The organism is Cupriavidus sp. GW822-FHT03E04 (assembly GCF_058801495.1).
In genome coordinates this window covers 1-23,342 of sequence record NZ_JBXANI010000001.1, presented here as the reverse complement: position 1 = coordinate 23,342, position 23,342 = coordinate 1, and the positions used below count along the sequence as shown (strand labels likewise).

Below are 23,342 nucleotides of genomic sequence, written 5' to 3'. Positions count from 1 at the left end.
TAGGTGTGGCGCACATTGGCCAACAGTTAGCCAACGGATGGCCAACCGTTAGCCAGCCTCGTTCAGGTGGCAGGCGCTGAGATGGTTCACGGCGATGCCGCGCAGGCGCGGCACCTCGGTCCGGCAGCGCGCCATGGCATGCGGGCAGCGCGGATGGAAGTGGCAGCCCGGTGGCGGCGCCAGCGGGCTGGGGATCTCGCCTTTGATGGCGGTGAAGGTCTTGTGGCGCGAGTCCAGGCGCGGGATTTCCGCCAGCAGCGCCTGTGTGTACGGGTGGTTGGGCTGCCGGAAGATTTCTTCCGTCGGCGCGCTCTCCACCACGCGGCCCAGGTACATGATGACCACGCGGTCCGATACATGCTCGACCACGCCAAGGTCATGGCTGATAAAGAGATAGGTCAGGCCAAGCTGTTCGCGCAGGTCCATGAACAGGTTGAGCACCTGCGCCTGGATCGACACGTCCAGCGCGGCCACCGCTTCGTCGCACACCAGCAGTTCCGGCTGCACCGCCAGCGCGCGTGCAATGCCGATGCGCTGGCGCTGCCCGCCGCTGAACTGATGCGGGTAGCGCTGGCGCAGGGCCGGGTCCAGCCCGGCGCGCTCCAGTTGGGCACTGACATAGTCGTCGAAGCCGGCCGCATCCACCAGGCCGTGCAGGCGCGCGCCTTCTCCGACGATGCGGTCCACGCGCAGGCGCGGGTTGAGGCTGGCGTACGGATCCTGGAACACCATCTGGATCTTAAGCCGCAGTGCGCGGCGGGCGCTGGCGTCCAGGCCCTCGATGCTCTGGCCGTCCACCCGGATTTCCCCCGCCGAGGGTTGCAGCAGGCCGGCCACCATGCGGCCAAGCGTGGACTTGCCGCAGCCGGATTCGCCGACCAGGCCGACCACTTCGCCACGGCGGATCTGCAGGTCTACGCCGTCCACGGCGTGCGTGACCGGCGCGGGTACCGACCAGCCCATGCGCTGCAGCGCGCGGCCAATGCGGCCGGGGTGCTGCTCACCAAAGCGCTTGGCGAGATCGCGGGCATCGATCAGGGCGGGCGATTGCGGCTGCTCGCCGGCAGCGTGTTCAGTCGGCTTCATGCGAACTCCGCGGCAATGGCCGGTTGGCCCGGATGGAAGCAGCGCACCTGGCGCAGGGCCTGCGGCGAGGTGATGGCGGGCGCCTGCGCGCACGCCTCGGAGACGCGCGGGCAGCGCGCCGCGAAGGCGCAGCCGGGCGGCATCGTCAGCAGGTTGGGCGTCATGCCGGGAATCTGGCGCAGCCGCTGGCCGCGCTTGTTCAGGCTGGGCAAGCTGCCGATCAGGCCGGCGGTGTAGGGGTGCAGTGGATGGTCCAGCACGGCATCGACCGGCCCTTGCTCGACGATGCGCCCGGCGTACATCACGGCGACCTCATCGGCCAGCCCGGCCACCACGGACAGGTCGTGCGTGATCCAGATCAGCGCGGTGCCATGCTGGCGCGCCAGCTTCTGCACCTCGGACAGGATCTGCGCCTGGATGGTGACGTCCAGCGCGGTGGTGGGCTCGTCGGCAATGATCAGGTCGGGCCGGTGCAGCATGGCGATGGCAATCGCCACGCGCTGGCGCATGCCGCCGGAGAGCTGGTGCGGATAGGCGCGCAGGCGCTCCTCCGGGCTGGGGATGCCCATCATGCCCAGCGTGTCGCGCGCCAGTTCGCGCGCCTGCTTGTGGCTCGCCGGGCTATGCGCGCGCACCGCCTCGATCATCTGGGCGTCCACCCGCATCACCGGGTTGAGTGTCATCATCGGATCCTGGAAGATCATCGCGATGCGGTTGCCCTGTAACTGGCGCAGTTCCGCAGGCCGCATGCCGGTCAGCTCGCGTCCCTGGAACAGGATCTCGCCGCCGATAACGCGTCCCGGCGGATCCACCAGGCCCATGATGGAAAACCCCGTGACCGATTTGCCGGAGCCGGACTCGCCCACCAGCCCGAGAATGCGCCCGCGCGGCACCGTGAAGGAGACGTCGTCGACTGCCGGCAGCACGCCGGCGCGGGTTTCAAAGTGCGTGCGCAGGTGGCGGACCTCCAGCGTCGGCACGGCGTTGTTGATGTCCGGCGCCGTCATTTCTGCAACCTCGGGTTGAGCACGTCGCGCAGGCGGTCGCCCACCAGGTTGGTGGCCACCACCGTGACCAGCAGCGCGATGCCGGGGAAGAAGCTGATCCAGTACTCGTCGGACAGCATGAACTGGTAGCCGTTGGCAATCAGCAGGCCCAGCGAGGGCTCGGTCACCGGCACGCCCAGGCCAAGGAACGACAGCGTGGCCTCCAGCGTGATGGCACGTGCCACCTGCAGCGAGGCAATCACGATCAGCGGCGGCAGGCAGTTCGGCAAGATATGGCCCACCACGATGCGCCAGTTGGAAATGCCCTGGCCGCGCGCCGCCTCCACGTACTCGCGCCGGCTTTCCACCAGCGCCTGGCCGCGCGCGGCGCGGGCGTAGTAGGCCCACTCCAGGATCACGAGCGTGAGCACCACATTGGTCACGCCCTTGCCGAGGAAGGCCAGGATCATCATCGCGACCAGGATCGACGGGAACGACAGCAGCAGGTCCACGGTGCGCATGATCATGCTGTCCACGCGGCCGCCGGCATAGGCGGCCAGCAGGCCGAGCAGGGTGCCAATGACGCCGGCGATCAGCGCGGACCCCACGCCCACGCTCAGGCTGATGCGCAGGCCGTAGAGGATGCCCGAGAAGATGTCGCGCCCCTGGCCGTCGGTGCCGAGCCAGTAGCTGTAGGTGCCGGTGCCGCTCGGCGTGCCGGGCGCGAGGCGCGCGTCCATGACGTCGAGCTGGAGCAGGTCATACGGATTCTGCGGGGTGACCAGCGGGGCGAAGACCGCGGCCAGCACCAGGGTCCCCAACAGCACCAGGCCAAACACGGCGGTGCGCGAGACGAAGAAATCCGCCGCCATGCGGCGCCACGGCGATTCGCGGCGCAGCGCCTGGGGCGCCGCCGGAGCGGCTGAGGCGGCTGTGGCGGGGTTGTCGATGGCGCTCATGTGGCGGCCTCCAGCCGCACGCGCGGGTCGAGCAGCTTGTAGAGAATGTCCACGATCAGGTTCAGCGTGACAAACAGGCACACCACCACGATCAGGTAGGAAACGATCACCGGGCGGTCGAGCGCGTTGATGCTGTCGAGGATCAGTTTGCCGGCGCCGGGCCAGGCGAAGATGCTCTCGGTCACCACCGCAAACGCAATCGTCGAGCCGAATTCCAGCCCCAGCACGGTGACCAGCGGAATCATCGTGTTGCGCAGCACATGGCCCAGCACCACGCGGATCGGCGACAAGCCCTTGGCGCGCGCGAACTTGACCCAGTCCTGCGGCAGCACCTCGCGCACGCCGGCGCGGGTCAGCCGCAGCACCAGCGACACCTTGAACAGCGACAGGTTGATGGCCGGCAGGATCAGGTGGCGCAGGCCGTCGGTGGTCAGCCACGACCATGGCACGCCCAGCCACTCGGCGGTGGCGCCGCGCCCGCCCGAGGGCAGCCAGCCCAGCCGCACGCTGAAGGCCATGATCAGCATCAGCCCGACCCAGAAGGTCGGCAGCGAGAAGCCGACGATGCTGCCGGTCGTCAGCAAGCGCGAGACCGGATGCTCCGGATACAGCCCGGCAAAGAGGCCGCAGGGCACGCCCACCAGCACCGCCAGCAACAGCGCCGCCACGGCGAGCTCCAGCGTGGCGGGCAGCCGCTGCAGGATCAGCTCGATGGCGGGCACGTTATAGACAAAGCTGTTGCCCAGGTTGCCGTGCAGGGCGCCTTGCAGGAAGGCGAGATACTGGCGCCAGAGTGGCTGGTCCAGCCCTAGCCTGGCAATGATGCGCGCGCGCTCGACCTGGTCCACGTCCTGGCCGATCAGGATATCGACCGGGTTGCCGATCGCGTGCAGGCCGGCGAACACGATCACCGTCATCGCTAGCACTACCAGCAGCGATTGCGCCAGCCGCCTGGCCAGCCATCGGATCGGCCAGCGGCTCATGATGCGTTCGCCGCGTCGCTGGGCAGCGCCGGGGGTGGCCCGGCGGGGACCCACTCATCGCCGAACACCTCGGGCTCGTCGAAGGCTTCCATATTGGCGTAGTGCAGCGCCACGTCTTCCTGGTAAAGCAGCGCGGCGATGCCTTGGCCGAGGCGCCTGGCGCCGTCGCTGATGGCGGGGATGTCGCCCGATACCGTGCCGTGCGTCAGCGCCGCCGGATAGCAGAAGCAGTGGATGCGCGACAGGCCGGGGCATGCGTGCGTCGTCTTCTCCAGGAATTCGAAGGCCGGGCCAAGGTCCGGCGAGTCCGACAGCTCCTGGTCTTCCTGGCCCGCGGCCGGCGTGTAGCGGTCACGCCAATAGCGGATATGGCGGGCGAAGGCACCGAACTCCTCGCGCGTTTCCAGCGCGATGCGAAAGCCCGTGGAGAAGATCAGGAAATCCAGCTCGAACGCGCCCTTGGGCGTGTGCACCAGCAGCGCGTCGCCGGCCTGTTCGATGCGCTCGATGGGGCAGGCCAGGTTGAAGCGCGCGTTCTCGTGCCGTGAGACGCGCAGCGTGCTGCCGCGCGGCGGTGGCACCTGCTGCGCGTTGATGTAGTGGCGGATGCGCCATTTCCAGTCATCCGGCAGGCTCGGGTGGCCATGCGTGAGGCCGGGGTTGCCCGCGCCCTTGCCCTTGTTGACGCGCGGGATGTCGGCGCGCCGGATCAGCAGGTCGACGCTGGCCGCGCCCGCTTCCAACGCGGTGGCGGCGCTGTCCATGGCCGACGCGCCGGCGCCAATCACGCCCACGCGCTTGCCACGCAAGGTGTTGTAGTCGAACACATCGCTCGAGTGCGCCCAGCGCGAGCGCGGCAGGTCTTGCGCGAAGGGCGGCACATGCGCGCCGCCCAGGCCGTCGCGGCCGGTGGCCAGCACCACGCGGCGTGCCAGCACGCTGAGCGCGCCGGCGGGCGAGCGGATTTCCAGTGCCACCAGGCCATCGGGGCGGGGCACCACACGCTCGACCACATGTTCGTTGCGCACATCCAGGTCCAGCACCCGGCGGTACCAGCGCAGGTAATCCATCCATTGCAGGCGCGGGATCTTGTCCAGCGCTTCCCAGGCGTTGGTGCCGAACTGCGCCTCGAACCAGGCGCGGAAGGTCAGGGCGGGCAGGCCGAGCGCGGGGCCGGTGAGTTGCTTGGGCGAGCGCAGCGTTTCCATGCGCGCGGTGGTGGCCCAAGGGCCTTCGAAGCCTTCCGGCGAACGATCGAAGATGCGCGCGTTGATGCCCAGGTGCTTGAGCGTAGCCGCCGCGGCCATGCCTGCCATGCCGCCGCCGATCACGGCAACGTCCAGCACCGGCTCGCCGTCATGCGTGCGCGCCACGGTCCAGCTTTTGGCCGGGAGTTCCAGCCAGGACAGGTCCTGGCGCAGGCGCGCTTCCAGGGCGGCAAGGCCGGCGGCGTTGGCGGCGGCCGGGAAGGTGTCAGCGGGCGAGTTCATAGGTCGGTGTGTTCCGTGTCGTAGGGCGTGCCGGCGGCCGGCTCGGTGGCGGTGGCGTCGCCATACAGCGCTTGCAGCAGCGCGCCGTGCTGTTCCGGGCCGCGTTGGGCGAAATCCGGCAGCAGTGCGCGGGCCGCGTCGGCCAGCGTGTCGATCAGCGCCAGCACCGCCGCGCTGGCCGGCCTGGCCTGCGGGGTGATCACGCCAAAGTAAAAGGGAATGTCGGCATCGATCGGGCGCACCACGATATCGGCCAGCGGCACGCCGCGCGCGGTCACTGGCTCCAGCACGGCAATGCCCAGCCCGGCGCGCACGGCGGTGAGCGCATTGAGCGAGGAGTTGGTGTCGATCAGCGCGGCCGGCTCCACCCCGGCGCGGGCAAACGCCTCGTCCAGGCGGCGGCGCAGCCGGTAGGGATTCTGCATGGTGACGATGCGCCGGCCGCTGCAGGCGGACAGCGGAATCGTAGCCAGCGCCGCCAGGGGATCGTCGGCACGCACCGCAGCCACGCAGGCAGCTTGTCCGATCCAGTGCACGGTGACGCCGCGATGCTCCAGCGGCAGGCTGGTCAGGCCGATCTCGGCCGCGCCGGTCAGCACCGAATGCACGACTTTTTCGGGGGAGGCGCTATTGATATGGATGTGGCTGGCGTGGGCTGCCCCGCTTGCCGACCCGGCCGTCGCATGGTCCGGCTGGTGGCCGGCCAGGGCCAGGGGCAATAACCCAGCCGCCAGGGCCGGCGTGGCCGCGATCTGCAGCGAGCGGTTTTCCTCGCGGGCGATTTCGGCGGCGCGGGCGCGGATCTGCTGCAGGCCAACCAGCGCGTGCTCCACGTCCTCGTACAGCAGGAAGCCGCGCTCGGTCGGGCTGACGCGCGGCCCGCTGCGGGCGAACAGGGCAAAGCCGATCTCGCTTTCCAGCTCCTGGATCAGGCGCGTGATGGCCGGCTGGGAGCGCCCCAGCAGGCGCCCGGCGGCGGTCACGCTGCCGCTGGTCATGACTGCCGCGAAGGCTTCCAGTTGCCGGATTTCCATGGGGGCCCGAGTTGCTGATGCTATGTATGTGTTTTGTGGATTCTCGCCCCGCTAGCATTCGGATTGCAAATACTATTTTCGTATGTGCTCATGCGGCACAAAATGGGTGCGCGCCGGCGTCGCCGTCGCGGCCATGCACGTATCATGTGATGAACCGGCCCAGCAGTCCGCGTGCCACGCACCATGCTCAGGAGAGCGCTTCATTTGACCTTGCAACCCGGAATCCCCCGCCGTACCGAGCCTTGGCTGGCCTTGCTCCTGTGCTGGGCGTTGGCCGGTTTGTCGCTGCTGGCCACAGCCGGCACGGCCAGCGCCGATACCCTGCGGGTCGGCTCCAAGCGCTTTACCGAGTCCTACATCCTCGGGGAGGTGCTCACCCAGACCGCCGCGGCCCAAGCCAGTGCGCAGCACACGCCCGGCCTTGGTAATACGGCGATCGTGTTCGAGGCGCTCAAGGCCGGCAGCATCGACCTCTATCCCGATTACACCGGCACCGTTTCCAGTGAAATCCTCAAGCTGCCCGCCGGCGCCAGCCTGGCGCAGATCAACCAGGCGCTGGCGCCGCTGGGCCTGGCGGCAGGGATTCCGCTTGGCTTCGAGAACACCTATGCGCTTGCCATGGAGGAGCAGAAGGCCCGGCAGCTCGGGCTGGCGGCGCTCGGCGACCTGGCCGCGCAACCGCAACTGCGCCTCGGGCTGTCGCATGAATTCCTGGGCCGGGCGGACGGCTGGCCCGGGCTGGCGCAGCGCTACGGCTTGCCCCAGCGGCCCCTGGGGCTGGACCACGGCGTGGCCTACGAAGCCCTGGCCAACGGGCAGGTCGACGCCATCGATATCTATTCCACCGATGCGAAGATCCGCAAATACGGCCTGCGCGTGCTGACGGACGACCGTCACTACTTTCCCCGCTATGACGCTGTGGTGCTGTACCGCCTGGACCTGCCGCAGCGCTTCCCGGCCGCGTGGCGGGCATTGTTGGGGCTGGTCGGCAAGGTGAGCGCGGCGGACATGATCGCCATGAATGCCGCAGCGGAACTGGATGGGCAATCCTTTGCCGCCGTGGCGCGGGCCTTCCTGGCGCATGGCAACGCCAGCGCGGCGGACGCAACGGCAGGCGCGCGGGCGGGCCTTGCCGGCACCTTGTTCGGGCGCGATACCTTGCGGCTGACCTGCCGCCACCTGGCCCTGGTGCTGGGCGCGGTTGGCGCGGCCAGCTTGCTGGGCGTGCCGCTTGGCATCGTCGCTGCACGCCGGCAGCGGCTGGGGCAAGTGCTGATGGCCACGGTGAGCGTGCTGCAGACCGTGCCGTCGCTGGCCCTGCTGGCGATGCTGATCCCGCTGCTGGGGCGCATCGGCGTCTGGCCGGCGATGGTGGCGCTGTTCCTCTATGCGCTGCTGCCCATCGTGCGCAACACGCTGACCGGCTTGCAGCAGGTGCCAGCCGGCATGCGCGAGGCAGCGCGCGCCCTGGGCTTCACGCCCGGCCAGGTGCTGCGCTATGTGGAGCTGCCGCTGTCGATGCCGGTGCTGCTGGCCGGCATCAAGACCGCAGCCATCATCAGCGTGGGCACCGCCACCATTGCCGCCTTTGTCGGTGCCGGCGGCTATGGCGAGCGCATCGCCACCGGGCTGGCGCTGAACGACCATGTGCTGCTGATGGCGGGCGCCATCCCGGCCGCGGTGCTTGCGCTGCTGGTGCAGGCCGGCTTCGAGCTGGGCGAATGGTATCTGGGCAGGCATGCCCGGGGCGGGACGGTAGCCTGACGCGCCCTATTGCAATTGCGCCTTCGCCAGCTCGCCCAGCTTGGCCACGGCGGCTTCCACGGCATCGCTCCACAGGTGTCCATAGTTCAGCCGGATGCAGTTGCGATAGCCTTGGCGCGCTGAAAAGATCGGGCCGGGCGCAATGCCGATGCCATGTTCCAGCGCCGCGCGATGCAGCGCCAGCGCATCGAATCCGGCCGCAAACTCCACCCACAGGAAGTACCCGCCGGCGGGCTGCGAGACCCGCACGTTCTCCGGGAAGTGCCGGCCGATGGCCGCGATCAGCTGGCCCTGCTGCATCTCCAGCAGATGGCGCAGGCGCCGCAGGTGCTTGTCGTAGCCGCCGTTCTGCAGGTACTCGGCCAGCGCCACCTGCGTGGGCACGCCCGCCGACAGCGTGGTCATCAGCCGCAGCCGCTTGATTGCCTCGCCATACCGCCCGGGGGCCACCCAGCCCACCCGGAATCCGGGCGCCAGCGTCTTGGAAAACGAGCTGCAGTGCATGACCAGCCCTTCCTGGTCGAAGGCCTTGGCGGGCAGGGGGCAGCGATTGCCGAAATACAGCTCGCCATAGACGTCATCCTCGATCAGCGGTACGCGGTGGCGCGCCAGCAAGGCTACCAGCGCCTGCTTCCTGGCTTCGGACATGCTCGCGCCCATTGGATTCTGGAACTGCGTCATGAACCAGCAGGCCTTGATCGGATGGCGCTGGAGCGCGGCATCCAGTGCGTCCAGGTCGATGCCTTCGCGCGGATCCACCGGGATCTCCACTGCCCGCAGGCGCAGCCGCTCCAGCGCCTGCAGCGCGGCATAGAAGCCGGGGGACTCGATCGCCACCACGTCGCCGGGCTGGGTCACCGCCATCAGGCACAGGTTCAGCGCTTCCAGCGCACCGTTGGTGACGATGATCTCGTCGGTGGGCTGCGGCGCGCCCGCGCCGAGGTAGCGCAGGCCGATCTGCTGGCGCAGGGCGAGGTGCCCGGCGGGCATGTCGTTGACGGAATACCAGGGATCGAGCTCGCGCCCAGCCCGGGCCAGCGATTTGCCCAGCCGCTCCCAGGGGTACAGCTCGGGCGAAGGGAAGGCCGAACCAAGCTGGATGAGCTGGGGATCGCGCGCCGCGTCCAGCACAGAGAAAACCAGCTTGGAAATATCAACGTCGGTCGAGACCTGGTGCGAGGGCCGCACAGCCGGTTGCGGCAGCGGCCGGCCGACCTGGCCGGTCACGTAGTAGCCGGAGCGCTCGCGTGCCCGCACCAAGCCACGCTCCTCCAGCCGGTAGTAAGCCTGGAACGCGGTGGCGGGGCTCACGCCGAACTGGGTCACGGTCTTGCGGATCGACGGCATCTTGGTGCCGGGCGGCAGGTTACCGTTGCGGATGTCCTTGGCCAGCGTTTCCGCCAGTTCTTCATAGCGCTTCATGGGGGCAGGGGGCGTTGCCGTGGCGTAGCGATGAGCGCAGTCTCAGGCGCTCAAACTGATACGCAAAATTATCGCAGATCTGATTCTGTTATTCCTTGCCAGCCGACGCCATAATCCCCCGTAACTGCCAAAAGCCAAAGCGCCGCAAGGTCACTCGGCGGTTGGCAAGCATGTAAGGAAGAGCGAAATGAACCCCTTGAGATTGGTGCTGACGGTGTTGTGGGGATTCTTTGGCCTGCGCAAGGGCCAGGAACATATGCGCGACCTGCAGGCCGTGCGGCCAGTGCCGTTGATCCTGACGGGGGTGGCGCTGGCGGCGGGGCTGGTGCTGCTGCTCGTGTCGCTGGCGCACTGGGCGGTGACCCACGCCTGAGCCGCGAGCCCGCCAATTCCTCCCATGCCCAAGGGGCCATCCAGGCCCGCAACCACGAAGTACAGCCCGCCGCGTGCGGGCTGTGCACGCTCGCCGTACTGAATGCCATCGCGGCGCTTAAAACGATAATCAGCCCCATGAGCCTTGCCACAAGGCGGTTTTCCGCTACCGTTGCCTTTGCTGTCCTATTGCTGGCGCCATGCTTCGCGGCGGCAGCTGACGCCCCCGGTGCCGCGCAGATCGAGCGCGGCCGCTACCTGGCCAAGGTTGCCAATTGCGCGGCCTGCCACACCAGCGCCGGTGGCGCGCCGTTTGCCGGCGGCTTGCCGTTGAAGACCGGCGTTGGCACCGTCTACTCGACCAACATCACGCCGGACGTGGACAGTGGCATTGGCGCTTACTCGTTCGAGGAATTCGACCGCGCGCTGCGCGAGGGCGTGGCCAGGCATGGCAAGCGGCTGTATCCAGCCATGCCTTACCCGTCCTACGCCAAGCTCGCCGAGCCGGATGTGCAGGCGCTATACGCTTATCTGCGCACCGAAGTGAAAGCCGTGCGGCAACAAACCGCCGAGCCCGAGATGCGCTGGCCGTTTGGCATGCGCTGGCTGCTGCGCGTCTGGAACTGGCTGTTCCTGGAGTCTGGCCCGGTTCCTGCCAATGCGGGTCAGAGCGTCGCGTGGAATCGCGGGGCTTATCTGGTCCAGGCGGTGGCCCACTGCGGCGCATGCCACACGCCGCGCGGCATGCTGATGGCCGAGAAGGGACTGGACGAGCGCAGCCGGCACTTCCTGGCCGGCGCCAGTGTGGAAGGCTGGGCCTCCACCAACCTGCGCGGCGATCCGCGCACCGGGCTGGGCAGCTGGTCGCGCGAGGACATTGCCGAATACCTGCATACCGGCCGCAATGCGCATGCGACTTCCTTCGGGCCGATGTCCGAGGTGATTGCGTCGTCCACGCAGTTCATGACGCGCCCGGACCTGGACGCCGTTGCGGTGTACCTCAAGTCCGTGCCCGGCGCGCGCAGCGATGAAACGCCGTATGCCTATGACGCCAATACCACCGACACGCTTGCGCAGGGCCGTTTCGATGCTACCGGCGCGCGCCAGTACGCCGAGTTCTGCATGCCTTGCCACGGTGCCAACGGCAAGGGCTTTGCCCGCGTTTTCCCACCGCTGGCGGGCAATCCCACCGTGGTGGATCCCGATCCGTCCTCGCTGGCCAACCTGCTGCTCGATGGCGCCGTGACAGCGCACGTGGGCACCGCGGCCACCGATTACCACATGCCCGGCTATGGCTGGACGCTGGACAACCAGGAACTGGCGAATGTGCTGACCTTTATCCGCACAGGCTGGGGCAACCAGGCCAGCCCGGTCAAGGAAGCGGCTGTCGCCGCCCGCCGCGCCGCGCTCGGGCGCCAGCGCGACACCGCCGAATCCCGTTGAGCCCGCGCGCCACCTACTTCAAGCGAATCCTATTGCCATGACCATCACGCGCAGAGATTTCCTTAACGGCGCCGCGCTCACCATTGCCGCGGGGCTGGCGCCGTCCCAGCTTTTGCAGGCCGCCGAACGCGGTGCCGGCTACCCGCCCGCGCTGACCGGGCTGCGCGGCAACCATGCGGGCACCTATACGCTCGCGCACAGCCTGGCGCGTGAGGGCGCCAAGTATCCCGCCGTCATGGCGCGCGAAGTCTACGACCTGGTGGTGGTGGGTGGCGGACTCAGCGGGCTGGCAGCAGCGTGGTTCTACCAGCGCCGCTTTGGCGCCGGCAAGCGCATCCTGATCCTGGACAACCACGACGATTTCGGCGGGCACGCCAAGCGCAACGAGTTCACCGTGCGCGGGCAGAAACTGGTGACGTACGGCGGCAGCGCCGAGATGCCATCGACCGCGCTGGACAGCCGCGCGGTGGCCACGCTGCTGGCCGGCCTCGGTGTAGACGCAAAGCGCCATCAAGCCGCCGAACGCGACCCATACCGCGAGCTGGGCATGGGCCGCTCGGTGTTCTTCGACCAGGAGCATTTCGGCCGGGACCAGTTGCTTGCCGGCGATCCGTTTGCGGGGCTGATCGATGGCCGTAATGGGATAGCCGCACAGGGGATAGGCACGCAGCCTGTGGATGCCGCCGCCTTCAAAGCCTTCCTCGACAAGGCGCCGTTGCCCCAGCAAGACCGCGCTGCGCTGGCGCGGCTGGCCGACGGCGGCACGGATTACCTGGCCGGCATGAGCGAAAGCGAGCGGCTGGCCTACCTGAAGCGCACCAGCTACGCGGCGTTCCTGCGCGAGAAGGCCGGCCTGGGGCTGGATGGACAGCGCTTTTTCCGCAGCCGCAGCAACGATGCCTATGCGCTCGACGCCGACGGCGTATCCGTGTTCGACGCGCTGGCCATTGGCCTGCCGGCGGGCAAGAACATGCCACCGCCCAGCCTGAATCCGCGCCTTGGCAAGTCGCCCGCGTCAAAGCTCTGGTTTGCCGACGGCAACGCCACGCTGGCGCGGCTGCTGGTGCAGAACCTGGTCCCGGGCGTGGCAAGCATCGCCAGCCCCGATGCCATCGGCGCGGCCAGCTTCGACTACAGCCGGCTCGATGCCGAAGATGCAAGGGTGAGGGTGCGGCTGAACAGCACAGCCATCGCCATCGAGCCCGACCAGCGCATCACGCGCGTGACCTACGGCTGGAATGGGAACCTGCACCGGGTCGAAGCCGCGCATGTAGTGCTGGCAGGCTACAACATGATGATCCCGTTCATCATGCCCGGCCTGCCGGACGCGCAAAAGCAAGCTTTGCGCGCCGACGTGAAGGCGCCCGTGGTCTACACCAAGGTGGCGCTGGACAACTGGCGTGCCTTCGAGGCGCTCAAGACCAGCCGCATCCACGCGCCGGCCATGGCCTACACCGACCTGTGGCTGGAGAAGCCAGCCGGCGCGCGTCCGGCAGATCCGGTGGTGCTGCATATGCTCTATGTGCCCACCGTGCCGGACAGCGGCATGCAGGCGCGCGAGCGCTTTCGCGCGGGGCGCGCCTTCTTGCTGGGTACGCCGTTCAGCGAACTGGAGAAGGGCGTGCGCAGCCAGCTCGATCGCATGCTGGCGCCAGGCGGCTTTGCCGGCAAGGACGTCATCCGGGGCATCACCGTCAACCGTTGGGCACACGGTTACAGCTATATGCCCAACAGCTTGTTCGAGGAAGAAGCGGCGGCGCAGGCCGTGCTGGATCGCTCGCGCGCCCGCGCTGGCAATGTGGTGATCGCCAATAGCGATAGCGCGGGCAGCCCGTCGTTGACGTCCGCCATTGATCAGGCGTGGAGGGCGGTGGGCGAGTTGGCTGGCTGATGTGGAGGCGGCAGCGGTTGTTCAGCGCTGCCGTGGTCGCGACGCGAGGTAGTCGCGCTGGAAGGCGCACATGCGCAGTGCGTTGTGATACGCGCCATAGCTGAAGAATTCTTCCCGCAGCTCGCCCTCACGCTGGAAGCCGCATTTCTCGTAGATGTGGATCGCCTTTTCGTTCTGCACGTCCACGATCAGGAACAGCTTGTGGAGGTTCAGCACCATGAAGGCGTAGTCCATGGCAAGCCGCGTGGCCGTGCTGGCATAGCCGCGGCCCTGGCTGGCGGGTGCCACGATGATCTGGAACTCGCCGCGCCGGTGGATATGGTTCAACTCCATCAGCTCGACCAGGCCGACGGCCTCGCCTTCCAGGTTCTCGCAGATAAAGCGGCGCTCGCGCTGGTCGTGCACGTGGCGGTCATATAGCTGCGACAGCTCGGTGAAGGTCTCGTACGGCTCCTCGAACCAGTAACGCATGATCTTGGCGTCGTTGTTGAGACTGTGGACGAAATGCAGATGGCTGCGCTCCAGCGGGCGCAGGAGCAGGTTCTGGCCGGTTTCGGTCACCATCGGTGGGCCTTTCTTGATTGTTCTTCGATTGATGGGTCGGCCCAAGCCATCATGGATCGGTTGGAGACACAAGACTGGCCGGGCGAAGGTCTTTTGGGCTCGCCCGGCTATGGGCGGGTTCCAGTGTAATGCGGGCACGTTCAGGCGCAAAGCTTGAAGTGACTGGTGTGGGGCGGAGCGCATCAGGCCGGAATGCCAAACAAGCGGCGGCTGTTGCGGGTGCACTGATCCGCCACTTCGCGCATGCTCAGCCCCTTCAGCTCGGCGACCGCTTGCGCGATCCAGGGAAGATTGGCGGGCTCGTTGTAAGGCCGCCGGTTCTTGTGGTTTTTCGGGCCGAGATAGGGCGCGTCCGTCTCCAGGTGCAGGTGCTCGAGCGGGATGGCTTGCACGGCCTCCCGCAGGGCCTGGCCGCGCTTGATATCCGTGACCCAGCCGGTGATGCCGATGTCCAGGCCTAGCGCTACGAAAGCGGCTGCCTCATCGGTTGCGCCGGTGAAGCAGTGCACCACGCCGTGGGCGCCCGCGCGCACGGCGCGTGCGACCATGGCGTAGAAATCGTCGAAGGCGTCCCGGCAATGAAGGAACAGCGGCTTCTTCCAGCGCACCGCCGCTTCGAGTTGTGCCTCGAAGGCGTGGCGCTGGTCGGCTGGCGTAGAGAAGTTGCGGTTGTAGTCCAGCCCGCATTCCCCGATTGCCACCACATCAGGGCTCTCCCAAAGCGCCTGGAGGGACTGCAGGACCGCTGGCGACCAGTCCTTGGCGGTGTGCGGGTGGATGCCGGCCGTGGCAAAGAGGAAATGGGGATGCCGGCTGGCCAGGTCGCGTGCCTTTCGGCTTGATTCCAGCGAGGTGCCGGTGGCAAGGATGCCGACCACGCCCGCTGCTGTAGCGCGCTCCAGGATCACGGCGGTGTGCGGGGCAATCTGAGACGAGTGAAAGTTCACGCCAATGTCGATCAGGTGCATGTCTCTGGCTAAGGGATGGGGTGGCTGGTGGTTCGACAGGTATGCAGTCTAACCGCTTAAATACCGTGCCTGTGCAGCCCTATTAATGTTCCATATATAGAACATTAATAGGGAAGTGGCATTTATTGTTCTATATGCGGAACATTATCTTGATCCATTCTTCTGTTTCATATACAGTACATTAAATGCATTTCAAGGCTTAATGTTTTATAGGTGGCATATGAATCTCGCCGAACTGGGGGAGGCCTTTAAGCACGCCAGGCTTCTTGCCAACAAAACCCAACAGGAAGTCGCGGACGCCAGCGGGGTGCCGCGTGCGCGGATCAGCCGGTTCGAGACCGGCGGCTTGCCGGAGCTGGGCGCCGTGAAGCTGCTGAGCCTGTTTGAAGCCGTCGGGCTTGAGCTGCTCGCACGGCCCGCCGGCCACCGAAGGACCCTTGACGACGTGCTGGCAGAGTCCGAAACAGGCAATGCCGCTGCGGGAGACCTCCGCCGGCGGGTCAGGCATGCCCATAGCAAGCCCCAGGCAGCCACGGGGAGGGCGGATGAGCGCTAAGGTACTGGACGTCTACGTGAATGCAACGCCAGTGGGCACCCTGGTCGAAGAGGCGCGCGCGAGCGTTTTCACCTACCTGCCAGACGTACAGGCGCACAACCTCGTCTCACTCCTGCTCCCAGCGCGGGCAGAGTCATATAAATGGGCTGCCGGATTGCTGCCTTTTTTTCAGATGAACCTGCCTGAAGGGTACAAAAAAGACCTGGTGCGCCGAAAACTTGGCGCCCATGCCGACGTGAGCGACCAGGGCCTGTTGGCACTGACCGGCGCGAACGGAATCGGCAGGGTCAGGGTGGTGCCCCGTGGCGTATCGGTGGACGCCCCCGCCTCCAACCTGGACATGGCGAGCCTGCTTGCCGCAACAGGCTCACGGGACAACCTGTTGCGGCAGCTGGAAGCCGGTATTACCGATGGGGTCTCTGGCGTCATGCCGAAGCTGCTTGCCAGGCCAGAGGACAAGGCCACGGTCTGGACCGATGAGTTCATCCTGAAAACCGGTCCGGCCGACTTGCCCGGCCTGTCTGTCAATGAATTCCTGTGCCTGGAGGTCGCGCGGCATGCGGGCCTGGAGGTCCCCGAGACACAACTCTCGGAGGACGGGGAGGTGCTGGCCATCCGGCGTTTCGACCGGCTGGCCAACGGGGGCCGCCTGGCGGTCGAGGATTTCTGCGCACTCAAGGGGCTGGATCCCGTCAATAAGTACAAAGGCAGCCTTGAGGACCTGGCCAAACTGTCGTCGATTTACATCAGTGCCCCGCATCGCAAGGACAGCGCGAGGCGGCTGTTTACGCTGCTGCTCGTGAACTATGCGCTGCGCAATGCAGACGCGCACTTGAAAAACTTCGCAGTGGTCTATACCTCCGTAGAGGACGTGCGGCTGGCGCCGGTTTACGACATCGTCACGGTGACGGCCTACCCCGAGTACCAGGCAGATATTCCGGGGCTGCCGTTGGCCGGCAAGCGGACCTGGGCATCCGGGCAGTGGTTGACCCAATACGGGGGGGCCCGGTTGTCGCTGTCCCGGACCGACATGGCGGCGTGCGCGGCGCAGGTGACCGAGGCGGTTCGAAAAGTGCTGCCGATGGTAGCTGAGTGCGCTGGCCGGTACCCGGAGTTCCGGGAAATCGCCAAGCGGATGCTGGCGGCATGGGCGCAAGGGCTGGAGGACATCAAGCCGGATGCACGGCCGGGGAAATCGGCACCCGCCCCATTAAGGGAAGAAGCCGGCCTTTCCGGGCCCGGTAGCCTGGCTGGCAAGAAAAAAACAAATCTGTATGTAAATCCTGACGGTGCTTTCGGTCACAAGGCCCGATGAGGTCATATGGAATCTTTGCGTCACATATTGCGGGTAATTCTCCCGGTTTGTGCGTGAAAATAGGGCTATTGCCTAGCATGGAGTGACATGGCAACGCAAATTTAAGAGGGGTTGAAGGGCCTCGGCGATGCGGTAAAAAACTTTTAGCACGTGCTGCGTCGCACCAACGAATGTAGAATATCGCCCTTTGGCCTAAACGAGCGCGGACCACCATACTGGAAGAACCCGGTAGTGGTGGCGTCAGCCATGCATCTCTCGACAGGTACCCATCCTGTGACGGCTTTGACAGCCAGAGGTGCGTTGGGTGTACCCTCGTACGGGCAACAGCAACAGTTAAGAAGTAATTCAGCAAGGGAGCAGCAGTTAATGGCGAGTGGCGCACAACGGACGGTGGCAGAAACAAAGACAGCATTGACCGGCAAAAAGCCTGTCGGCAGGGGTGCGGCGTCCACGACTCAAGCTGATCCCGCAACCGAAGCAACGGAACGCAGCCAGCAGCTGCGCGCGCTGATCCAGCTGGGCAGGGAGCGAGGCTACCTGACGCACGCGGACATCAGCGACCATTTGCAGGGCAATTTCACGGACACCGCGGCGATGGAGAGCATCGTCAGCACGTTCGCCGAAATGGGCGTGACGATCTATGAGCAGACGCCGGACGCTGAAGCGCTGCTGCTGCGCGACAGCGCGGTCGCCGCATCTGACGACCAGGCCGATGAAGAGGCGGAAGTTGCGCTCTCGACGGTTGACTCGGAATTTGGCCGCACCACCGATCCGGTGCGGATGTACATGCGGGAAATGAGCTCGGCAACGCTGCTGACCCGCAAGCAGGAAGTCGAGATCGCCAAGCGCATCGAGGACGGCCTGAACCGCATGGTGCATGCCATCGCTGCCTGCCCGTCCACCATTGCGACGATTCTTGAGCTGTCGGAGCGGGTCGCCCGCGACGAAACGCGTATCGATGAGCTCGTCGACGGCCTGATCGAAGGGGAAGGCGAAGTCGCCGAAGCCGAGGAAGACACCAGCCGCGACGAAGTCGTCGCCGAGGATGAGAGCGCCTCGGACGAGCCCGTCGACGAAGGTGCGGCCGCGCAAGCCAACGAAACCGCCAGCCTGGCCAAGCTGCGTGACGATTGCCTGACCCGCTTCGCTCGCGTGGCCAATCATTTCGAAGCCATGCGCAAGGCCTACACCGCCCACGGCGTGGAGTCCGAAGGCTTCCTCGTGGCACAGCTCGCGGTTCGGGAGGAGCTCAAGTCGATCCGCTTTACCGCAAAGACCATCGAGCGCCTGTGCGCCGATGTGCAGACGGTGGTGGAAGAAGTACGCGTGGTCGAGCGCCAGATCCTGCAACTGATGGTCGAGCGTTGCGGCATGCCCCGTGAGGAGTTCATCGAACGCTTTCCGGGCAACGAGACCAATCTCGCCTGGGGCCGTGCGATCGCCGGCGAGTCGCGTTCGTACAGTGACTCCGTTTCCCGCAGCTTGCCGGACCTCGAAGCGCATCAGCAAAAGCTGATCGACATCCACGCCCGCGTGGTGCTGCCGCTGTCGGAACTGAAGCTGGTGAATCGCCAGATGCTGGCAGCCGAGCGGCAGATGCGCCAGGCCAAGCACGAGATGACGCAGGCCAACCTGCGCCTGGTCATCTCGATCGCCAAGAAGTACGTGAACCGCGGCATGCAGTTCCTGGACCTGATCCAGGAAGGCAACATTGGCTTGATGAAGGCGGTCGACAAGTTCGAGTACCGCCGCGGCTGGAAATTCTCCACCTATGCAACCTGGTGGGTTCGCCAGGCCGTGACGCGCGCGATCGCCGACCAGGCCCGGACCATCCGGGTGCCGGTGCACATGATCGAGACGATCAACAAGCTCAACCGGATCTCGCGCGAAATCATGCAGCGCACCGGCAAGGCTGCGGATCCCGCTGCTCTGGCCGAGCGCATGGAGATGCCCGAAGAGAAGGTCCGCTCGATCATGAAGATCGCGAAGGAACCGGTTTCGATGGAAACGCCGGTTGGCGAAGACGGTGACACGAGCCTGGGCGACATGATTGCCGACTCCGACACCGCGTCCCCCGCCGAAGCCGCGTTGCACGCTAGCCTGCGCGCCACTGTGCGCGAGATGCTCGACGACCTGACGCCGCGCGAGGCCAAGGTGCTGCGCATGCGTTTTGGCATCGACATGTCGACCGACTACACGCTGGAAGAAGTCGGCAAGCAGTTCGATGTGACGCGCGAACGGATTCGCCAGATCGAAAGCAAGGCGATGAAGAAGATGCGCCATCCCAGCCGCGCGGACCATCTGAAGGCGTTCCTGAAGGAAGGCTAATCAGGGTTCTGCCCCGGCGCGTGCCGGGCGAAGGCTGGTCGAAGGGGGTTACGGCAAAGTTAAAAGCCGTAGCCCCCTTTGCTATTTCAGCCAGGCAAGTACGTCTTCCACATGACGAGGGCGCCAAGGTTCAAGGCAACGGTGCCCCAGAAAACCAGCTGGAACTCTTGCTTCCGATTCTTGTGGCGCAGCAGGTGCTGCGCGGCAAGCGCGCCCGGCCAGCCTCCGCACAGCGCCAGGAAGTGCAGCCTGGCCTCGGGCGTGCGCCAAGCATCGTGTTTGGCGCTGTTCTTGTCGAGCACGTAGGCAAGGAACGCAACGGCACTCATCACAAGGCTGACGAGGCCTGCATATCGTGGCAGGTATCCGCTAAGGGCGCCGCCCGCAATGGCCATCAGCGCCGCTGCCGCCAGGAAGGCAGGCAACAGGTTTGGCCGGCTCACCTGGCTTCGCCCCTTCGGCGCGCCCAGTATCGAGACGCTGGTGGCTCGCATGCGGCCGTCCTTGTCCTTGCCTAGTTCAAACGTCACGCGGTCGCCAGCCTTGGGCTGGACGGCACGGTGCTGCAACGCGGTGATGTGAAAGAAGATGTCTTTCAAGTCCGCATGGATATCGATGAAGCCGTAGCCCTTGTCGGCATGCCAGGATTTGACGCGGCCCGCTTTTTTCATTTTTGCTTGTCCATCGGCGATGCGCATTCTAGCTACCCCTTGATGTGCATGGTCATTGATCCTGCTTTGTGCCCCAGCCCAGCCGGTGGCGCTCCTGCGTGGCCTGGTGCCGCGCATCGTCTTCCGCATGCAGGTATGCGCTGGTTGTGGCGATGGACGCGTGCCCGAAATTGTCCCGCACGAAGCGCAGGTCGACCTGCCGATCCGTCATATGCGACCCGGCTGTGTGGCGCAGCCAGTGTGCCGAGGCGCCGGCCAGCACCTCGGCACGGCTTGCCCATTCGGGGCCGCGCGCGCGCAACTGCTCTGCCGCCAGCCCGAAGATCTCCTTGAGCACCAAATGCAGCGCGCCACGCGACAGGGCGCGCTCGCGCCCGATCACGGGCAGCACAATGGGGCGATCCTCGCCGGGGCTTGGCGCAGACGGCAGACCGTGGGCGTTGCGGTAACGCGCCAGCTCCGCCATTAGCTCATCGGTGGCCGGCACTAGCCGCGTCTTGTTGCCCTTGCCTGTCACCTCCATCCACCACCGCTCCAGGCCCTGGCTGTCGCGCCGACAGAAAAACGCCCCCATGCGCGTGCTGGCCACTTCCGCTGCACGCAAGCCACCGAGATACAGCACGGTCAGCAGCCAACGGCAACGCGCCGCGTGCAGGCGGTCGCGCTCGGTCTCGACCGGCATGGCAGCGGTGGCGTCCTTGACCGCTTGCCACATGTCGTGGCTCAGGTAGCGGGTAATACGCGGCTTGGGCAGGCTGCGCCGGCTGCGCGCCAGCGACAGTGGGTTGCCGGCCAGGTAGCCCGCGTCGACCAGCCAGGCGAACAAGCCATTGAGGATCACCATGGTGTGCCGCGCACTGACTGGGGAGAGCGGCCCGGCAAACGGCCGCCACTCGGGCGCACCACGCGCTAGTTTCTTGCGCGACGCCATCACCCAGCGCCAGGCTGGCTGCGGGTCGGCCAGGAAGCGTTCGTACACCAGTAAATCCTCATGGGTCAGCGACGACAGCGGCTTGCCATGCTGCATCACGGCCCATAGCAGTAGCCGCTCTACCTCGCGCCGATAGGTTTGCAGGGTAGTGGGCGTGTCGGCATAGCGCGCCAGCCAGGCAGTCACCGCGGCCAAATCCTCCGCGGCCGAGATCTGCGGGGTGCCGCCGCGCGCCCTGTTGGTGCCGGCGGCGCCGGATAGCTCGGCGGGCACGCGCAAGCGCTCGATCGGGGTGGCCGGCAGGGTGGCGAGGGGCAGTTGGCTGGATTCCATGGGTGAGGCGTGAGTCTCGTTCTCAAATTAGGCGTAATTATAGACAGAACAACAGTTATGTCTAAAGATTGCCTGTTTATTCATGAAATATTACGTATTACGTAGTAATATTTATAAATTGCCGGAACCTCTCCAAAACTCATGACCACTAGCCCAGAAACCACGGCAAACGAGCAAGTCCTGCAGGCTGACATCGTCAAACTGCGCGAACGCTTCCCGGAAACACGTGCTCTCTATCGAGAGGTGTGTGGATTGCTGTTCTTCCGCTACGGCATCACGCCCACCGCCAACAAGCTCTACGGGCTGGTGCGCAAGGGCAGCATGGGCACACCGACCGAGGTGCTGGCGCAGTTCTGGCAAGACATGCGCGACAAGATGCGCGTGACCATCGCCCACCCCGAGTTGCCGGACGCACTCAAGCAGATCGCCGCCGATGCCGTGCAGTCGATCTGGCAAGCCGCCAACGAGGCTGCCGCCGGCGAACTGGCATCGCTGCGCGTGGAGGCCCGACACCAGGCGAGCGAGGCCGAAGCGCAACGCGACCAGGCGCGGGCCGCTCTGGTGGTGGCCGAGCAGGAGAAAGCCGTCGTGCAAGCTGAACTCGGCGCCGCCCGGCAAGCGCGTGTGGCGCTACAAGGGGAACTGGAAGCCGAGCGCCAGGCCCACGCAGCCGCGCGGGCGCGCCAAGAGGAGGGCAAGCGCCAGATCGAGGCGCTCGAGCGCCACTTGGGCGAAATGCATGCACAGTTCTCGACGGACCTGGAGCGCACCCACGAGCAGGTCGCGGTGGCGCAGGAACGGGCCAGCGCCACCGAGCGCCGCGCGCTGCGCGAGATTGATCAGGAGCGCACGCTGCGGCAGAAGGCAGAGCAGGTGGTGGGGGAGTTGCGCTCCGGGATGGCCGCGGCGCAGGTGAGGGCGCAAGATGCGGCCGTCGCGGGCGCGGAGGAGCGGGTGCGCTTGCAGGCCGAGCGCGACACGCTCAGCCGGCGGTGGGTGGAGGCGCAGCAGGCGCTAGCGGAGGGGGAAGTGGCGCGGGAGCGCTTACGGGCCGAAATCGAGGTGGCGCTGCGGCGGGCCGAGCGTGCGCAAGCCGAGGCCACCGCGACGCGCCGCCTGATGACGGCCAGGCGCCTGGCGCCGGTGACGCGCACCAAGTTCAAGCCCGGGCCGGCTTGAGAGCCCGCTGCGATCGACGCGTTTGGTTTCGAGCTACTTGGCCAGCTAGCGCGAGTTGCCGGCGGGTAAAGCCTGCGGAGCGCCGCGTGAAGGCGGATGGCTGATTATTTTTTCGGCGGCGCTGCGCTGAACGTCTTGTTGGCGATCTTCCAGACGCCGTCGATTTCCAGGAGCGTCATGTAGTCCGTGAAGGTCACTTCCGGATACTCCAGCACGACCTTGGCAGTGCCGGCGTTGCCGGTGACGTCGAAATGCGTGATGTAGCGCTTGCGTTGTGCTTCATCTGCCGCGGGCTGGCCCTGGAAGCGCGCGGAAAACTCATCGAGGGTCAAGGCGTGCAACTTTCCCTCGCGAAACGAGATGATCCTGGCATCCGGGTGGAACGCCTTGCGCATGTATTCCGCATTGCCGGTGATGTGGGCTTGCAGGTAGTTCTCGATCGGCTCAAGAGCGGCTACGTGTTGTGATGTCATGCCGGGGGTGCTGAATGTCATGTTGTCTCCAGATCTATGAATCCGCCTGGCGGTGGCCTGAATGGCGGGCGTCAAACCATGCAATTGCATTCTATTATTGCATACAATATGTTCGGCTCGGGGATCCGCGCCGTTCGGCTCTGGCCGGAGCCCGTCGCGCAGGCGGTCGGTGCCCCCATCGTCATTGCCCCCCATCGTCATTGCACAAGTGCTGTGCGGTGACCTTCATCCCGCGGCGACAAAGCTTGGGGCAAAAAATCTTGAAAAAACTTGCCAGCGTTGCGCGAACGACCTAGTATTCGCTCCCTTCGCGGCAGGGGGCTCAGCTTCAGGGCAGGGCGGTAGAGTTCGCGGGGCTGCTAGTGGGGAAGGTGAGTAATAGGCAGAGCGAAACTTGCCCGAGCAAGAAAAGATTAAAAAAGTATTGATGAAACGCAGATAATTCTTTATAGTCTCGTTCCTTCGCTGCAGCAAACGCAGCGACGCGGTAAGCAAAGCGAACCGCGGCCAGTTCTTTAACAAACAAACAACCGATAAGTGTGGGCGCTTGATAGCGGATGCGGAAGACTTCGGTCTTTTAGCTTACAAGTTATA

At 65.9% G+C, this 23,342-nt stretch carries 20 protein-coding genes; 8 read left to right on the top strand and 12 right to left on the bottom strand.

What is annotated here, in order from left to right; all coding sequences use genetic code 11:
• Positions 1–48 precede the first annotated feature (48 nt).
• The 6 genes from AC1RQC_RS00100 to AC1RQC_RS00075 are packed head-to-tail and all read right to left on the bottom strand — an operon-like array spanning position 49 to position 6,538.
• On the bottom strand, positions 49–1,086 hold the full coding sequence (locus AC1RQC_RS00100) for an ABC transporter ATP-binding protein (protein WP_492829950.1): 1,038 nt from the start codon (positions 1,084–1,086) through the stop codon (positions 49–51).
• On the bottom strand, positions 1,083–2,093 hold the full coding sequence (locus AC1RQC_RS00095; protein ID WP_492882247.1) for an ABC transporter ATP-binding protein: 1,011 nt from the start codon (positions 2,091–2,093) through the stop codon (positions 1,083–1,085). Before AC1RQC_RS00095 ends, AC1RQC_RS00100 begins: the two co-directional genes overlap by 4 nt.
• Positions 2,090–3,031 (bottom strand): ABC transporter permease, encoded by a 942-nt coding sequence (locus tag AC1RQC_RS00090; protein WP_492374838.1) that lies wholly within the window; start codon positions 3,029–3,031, stop codon positions 2,090–2,092. Before AC1RQC_RS00090 ends, AC1RQC_RS00095 begins: the two co-directional genes overlap by 4 nt.
• Positions 3,028–4,014: an ABC transporter permease gene (locus AC1RQC_RS00085; protein WP_492882246.1), complete on the bottom strand. Its 987-nt coding sequence runs from the start codon at positions 4,012–4,014 to the stop codon at positions 3,028–3,030. Before AC1RQC_RS00085 ends, AC1RQC_RS00090 begins: the two co-directional genes overlap by 4 nt.
• Complete coding sequence (locus AC1RQC_RS00080; RefSeq protein ID WP_492882245.1) at positions 4,011–5,504, bottom strand: NAD(P)-binding domain-containing protein; 1,494 nt, start codon at positions 5,502–5,504, stop codon at positions 4,011–4,013. Before AC1RQC_RS00080 ends, AC1RQC_RS00085 begins: the two co-directional genes overlap by 4 nt.
• A complete protein-coding gene (locus AC1RQC_RS00075; protein WP_183036413.1) occupies positions 5,501–6,538 on the bottom strand; it encodes a LysR family transcriptional regulator in 1,038 nt (345 codons plus the stop codon). The genes AC1RQC_RS00080 and AC1RQC_RS00075 overlap by 4 nt, the downstream gene beginning before the upstream one ends.
• Before the next feature lie 258 nt (positions 6,539–6,796).
• Between AC1RQC_RS00075 and AC1RQC_RS00070 the strand changes: the two genes are divergently transcribed.
• On the top strand, positions 6,797–8,302 hold the full coding sequence (locus tag AC1RQC_RS00070; RefSeq protein WP_492882355.1) for a glycine betaine ABC transporter substrate-binding protein: 1,506 nt from the start codon (positions 6,797–6,799) through the stop codon (positions 8,300–8,302).
• 6 nt (positions 8,303–8,308) lie between these two features.
• Here AC1RQC_RS00070 and AC1RQC_RS00065 read toward each other — a convergent pair whose 3' ends face one another.
• A complete protein-coding gene (locus tag AC1RQC_RS00065; protein WP_492882244.1) occupies positions 8,309–9,724 on the bottom strand; it encodes an aminotransferase-like domain-containing protein in 1,416 nt (471 codons plus the stop codon).
• A 187-nt stretch (positions 9,725–9,911) separates the two neighbouring features.
• Between AC1RQC_RS00065 and AC1RQC_RS00060 the strand changes: the two genes are divergently transcribed.
• The 3 genes from AC1RQC_RS00060 (at position 9,912) to AC1RQC_RS00050 (ending at position 13,430) form a co-directional block, all read left to right on the top strand.
• Positions 9,912–10,097: a DUF2970 domain-containing protein gene (locus AC1RQC_RS00060; protein ID WP_150990214.1), complete on the top strand. Its 186-nt coding sequence runs from the start codon at positions 9,912–9,914 to the stop codon at positions 10,095–10,097.
• A 137-nt stretch (positions 10,098–10,234) separates the two neighbouring features.
• Positions 10,235–11,539 (top strand): cytochrome c, encoded by a 1,305-nt coding sequence (locus AC1RQC_RS00055; RefSeq protein ID WP_492374834.1) that lies wholly within the window; start codon positions 10,235–10,237, stop codon positions 11,537–11,539.
• Between the two features lie 37 nt (positions 11,540–11,576).
• Positions 11,577–13,430 (top strand): flavin monoamine oxidase family protein, encoded by a 1,854-nt coding sequence (locus AC1RQC_RS00050; RefSeq protein WP_492882243.1) that lies wholly within the window; start codon positions 11,577–11,579, stop codon positions 13,428–13,430.
• A 21-nt stretch (positions 13,431–13,451) separates the two neighbouring features.
• Here AC1RQC_RS00050 and speG read toward each other — a convergent pair whose 3' ends face one another.
• Both speG and AC1RQC_RS00040 read right to left on the bottom strand, forming a co-directional pair.
• Positions 13,452–13,994: a spermidine N1-acetyltransferase gene (gene speG / locus AC1RQC_RS00045; RefSeq protein ID WP_150990208.1), complete on the bottom strand. Its 543-nt coding sequence runs from the start codon at positions 13,992–13,994 to the stop codon at positions 13,452–13,454.
• Between the two features lie 182 nt (positions 13,995–14,176).
• Entirely contained in the window at positions 14,177–14,962 is a 786-nt protein-coding gene (locus AC1RQC_RS00040; protein ID WP_492882242.1) for a TatD family hydrolase, read from the bottom strand.
• Between the two features lie 220 nt (positions 14,963–15,182).
• Here AC1RQC_RS00040 and AC1RQC_RS00035 point away from each other — a divergent pair, with 220 nt between their 5' ends.
• The 3 genes from AC1RQC_RS00035 to rpoD all read left to right on the top strand — a co-directional run bounded on the left by AC1RQC_RS00035 (position 15,183) and on the right by rpoD (position 19,161).
• Entirely contained in the window at positions 15,183–15,518 is a 336-nt protein-coding gene (locus AC1RQC_RS00035) for a helix-turn-helix domain-containing protein (RefSeq protein ID WP_492374831.1), read from the top strand.
• On the top strand, positions 15,508–16,833 hold the full coding sequence (locus AC1RQC_RS00030) for a type II toxin-antitoxin system HipA family toxin (RefSeq protein ID WP_492374830.1): 1,326 nt from the start codon (positions 15,508–15,510) through the stop codon (positions 16,831–16,833). The genes AC1RQC_RS00035 and AC1RQC_RS00030 overlap by 11 nt, the downstream gene beginning before the upstream one ends.
• Before the next feature lie 366 nt (positions 16,834–17,199).
• Complete coding sequence (gene rpoD / locus AC1RQC_RS00025) at positions 17,200–19,161, top strand: RNA polymerase sigma factor RpoD (RefSeq protein ID WP_253932086.1); 1,962 nt, start codon at positions 17,200–17,202, stop codon at positions 19,159–19,161.
• 86 nt (positions 19,162–19,247) lie between these two features.
• Here rpoD and AC1RQC_RS00020 read toward each other — a convergent pair whose 3' ends face one another.
• Both AC1RQC_RS00020 and AC1RQC_RS00015 read right to left on the bottom strand, forming a co-directional pair.
• Positions 19,248–19,832 (bottom strand): DUF1294 domain-containing protein, encoded by a 585-nt coding sequence (locus AC1RQC_RS00020; RefSeq protein ID WP_492374829.1) that lies wholly within the window; start codon positions 19,830–19,832, stop codon positions 19,248–19,250.
• A 52-nt stretch (positions 19,833–19,884) separates the two neighbouring features.
• Positions 19,885–21,096 carry a tyrosine-type recombinase/integrase gene (locus tag AC1RQC_RS00015; RefSeq protein ID WP_492374828.1) on the bottom strand — a complete coding sequence of 404 codons (1,212 nt, stop codon included), beginning with the start codon at positions 21,094–21,096 and terminating at the stop codon, positions 19,885–19,887.
• Between the two features lie 141 nt (positions 21,097–21,237).
• Between AC1RQC_RS00015 and AC1RQC_RS00010 the strand changes: the two genes are divergently transcribed.
• The gene (locus tag AC1RQC_RS00010; RefSeq protein WP_492882241.1) at positions 21,238–22,275 is read left to right on the top strand and encodes a DNA-binding protein; all 1,038 of its coding nucleotides are present in this window, start codon (positions 21,238–21,240) and stop codon (positions 22,273–22,275) included.
• Between the two features lie 104 nt (positions 22,276–22,379).
• Here AC1RQC_RS00010 and AC1RQC_RS00005 read toward each other — a convergent pair whose 3' ends face one another.
• Positions 22,380–22,769: a nuclear transport factor 2 family protein gene (locus AC1RQC_RS00005; RefSeq protein ID WP_416048614.1), complete on the bottom strand. Its 390-nt coding sequence runs from the start codon at positions 22,767–22,769 to the stop codon at positions 22,380–22,382.
• Between the last annotated feature and the right edge of the window lie 573 nt (positions 22,770–23,342).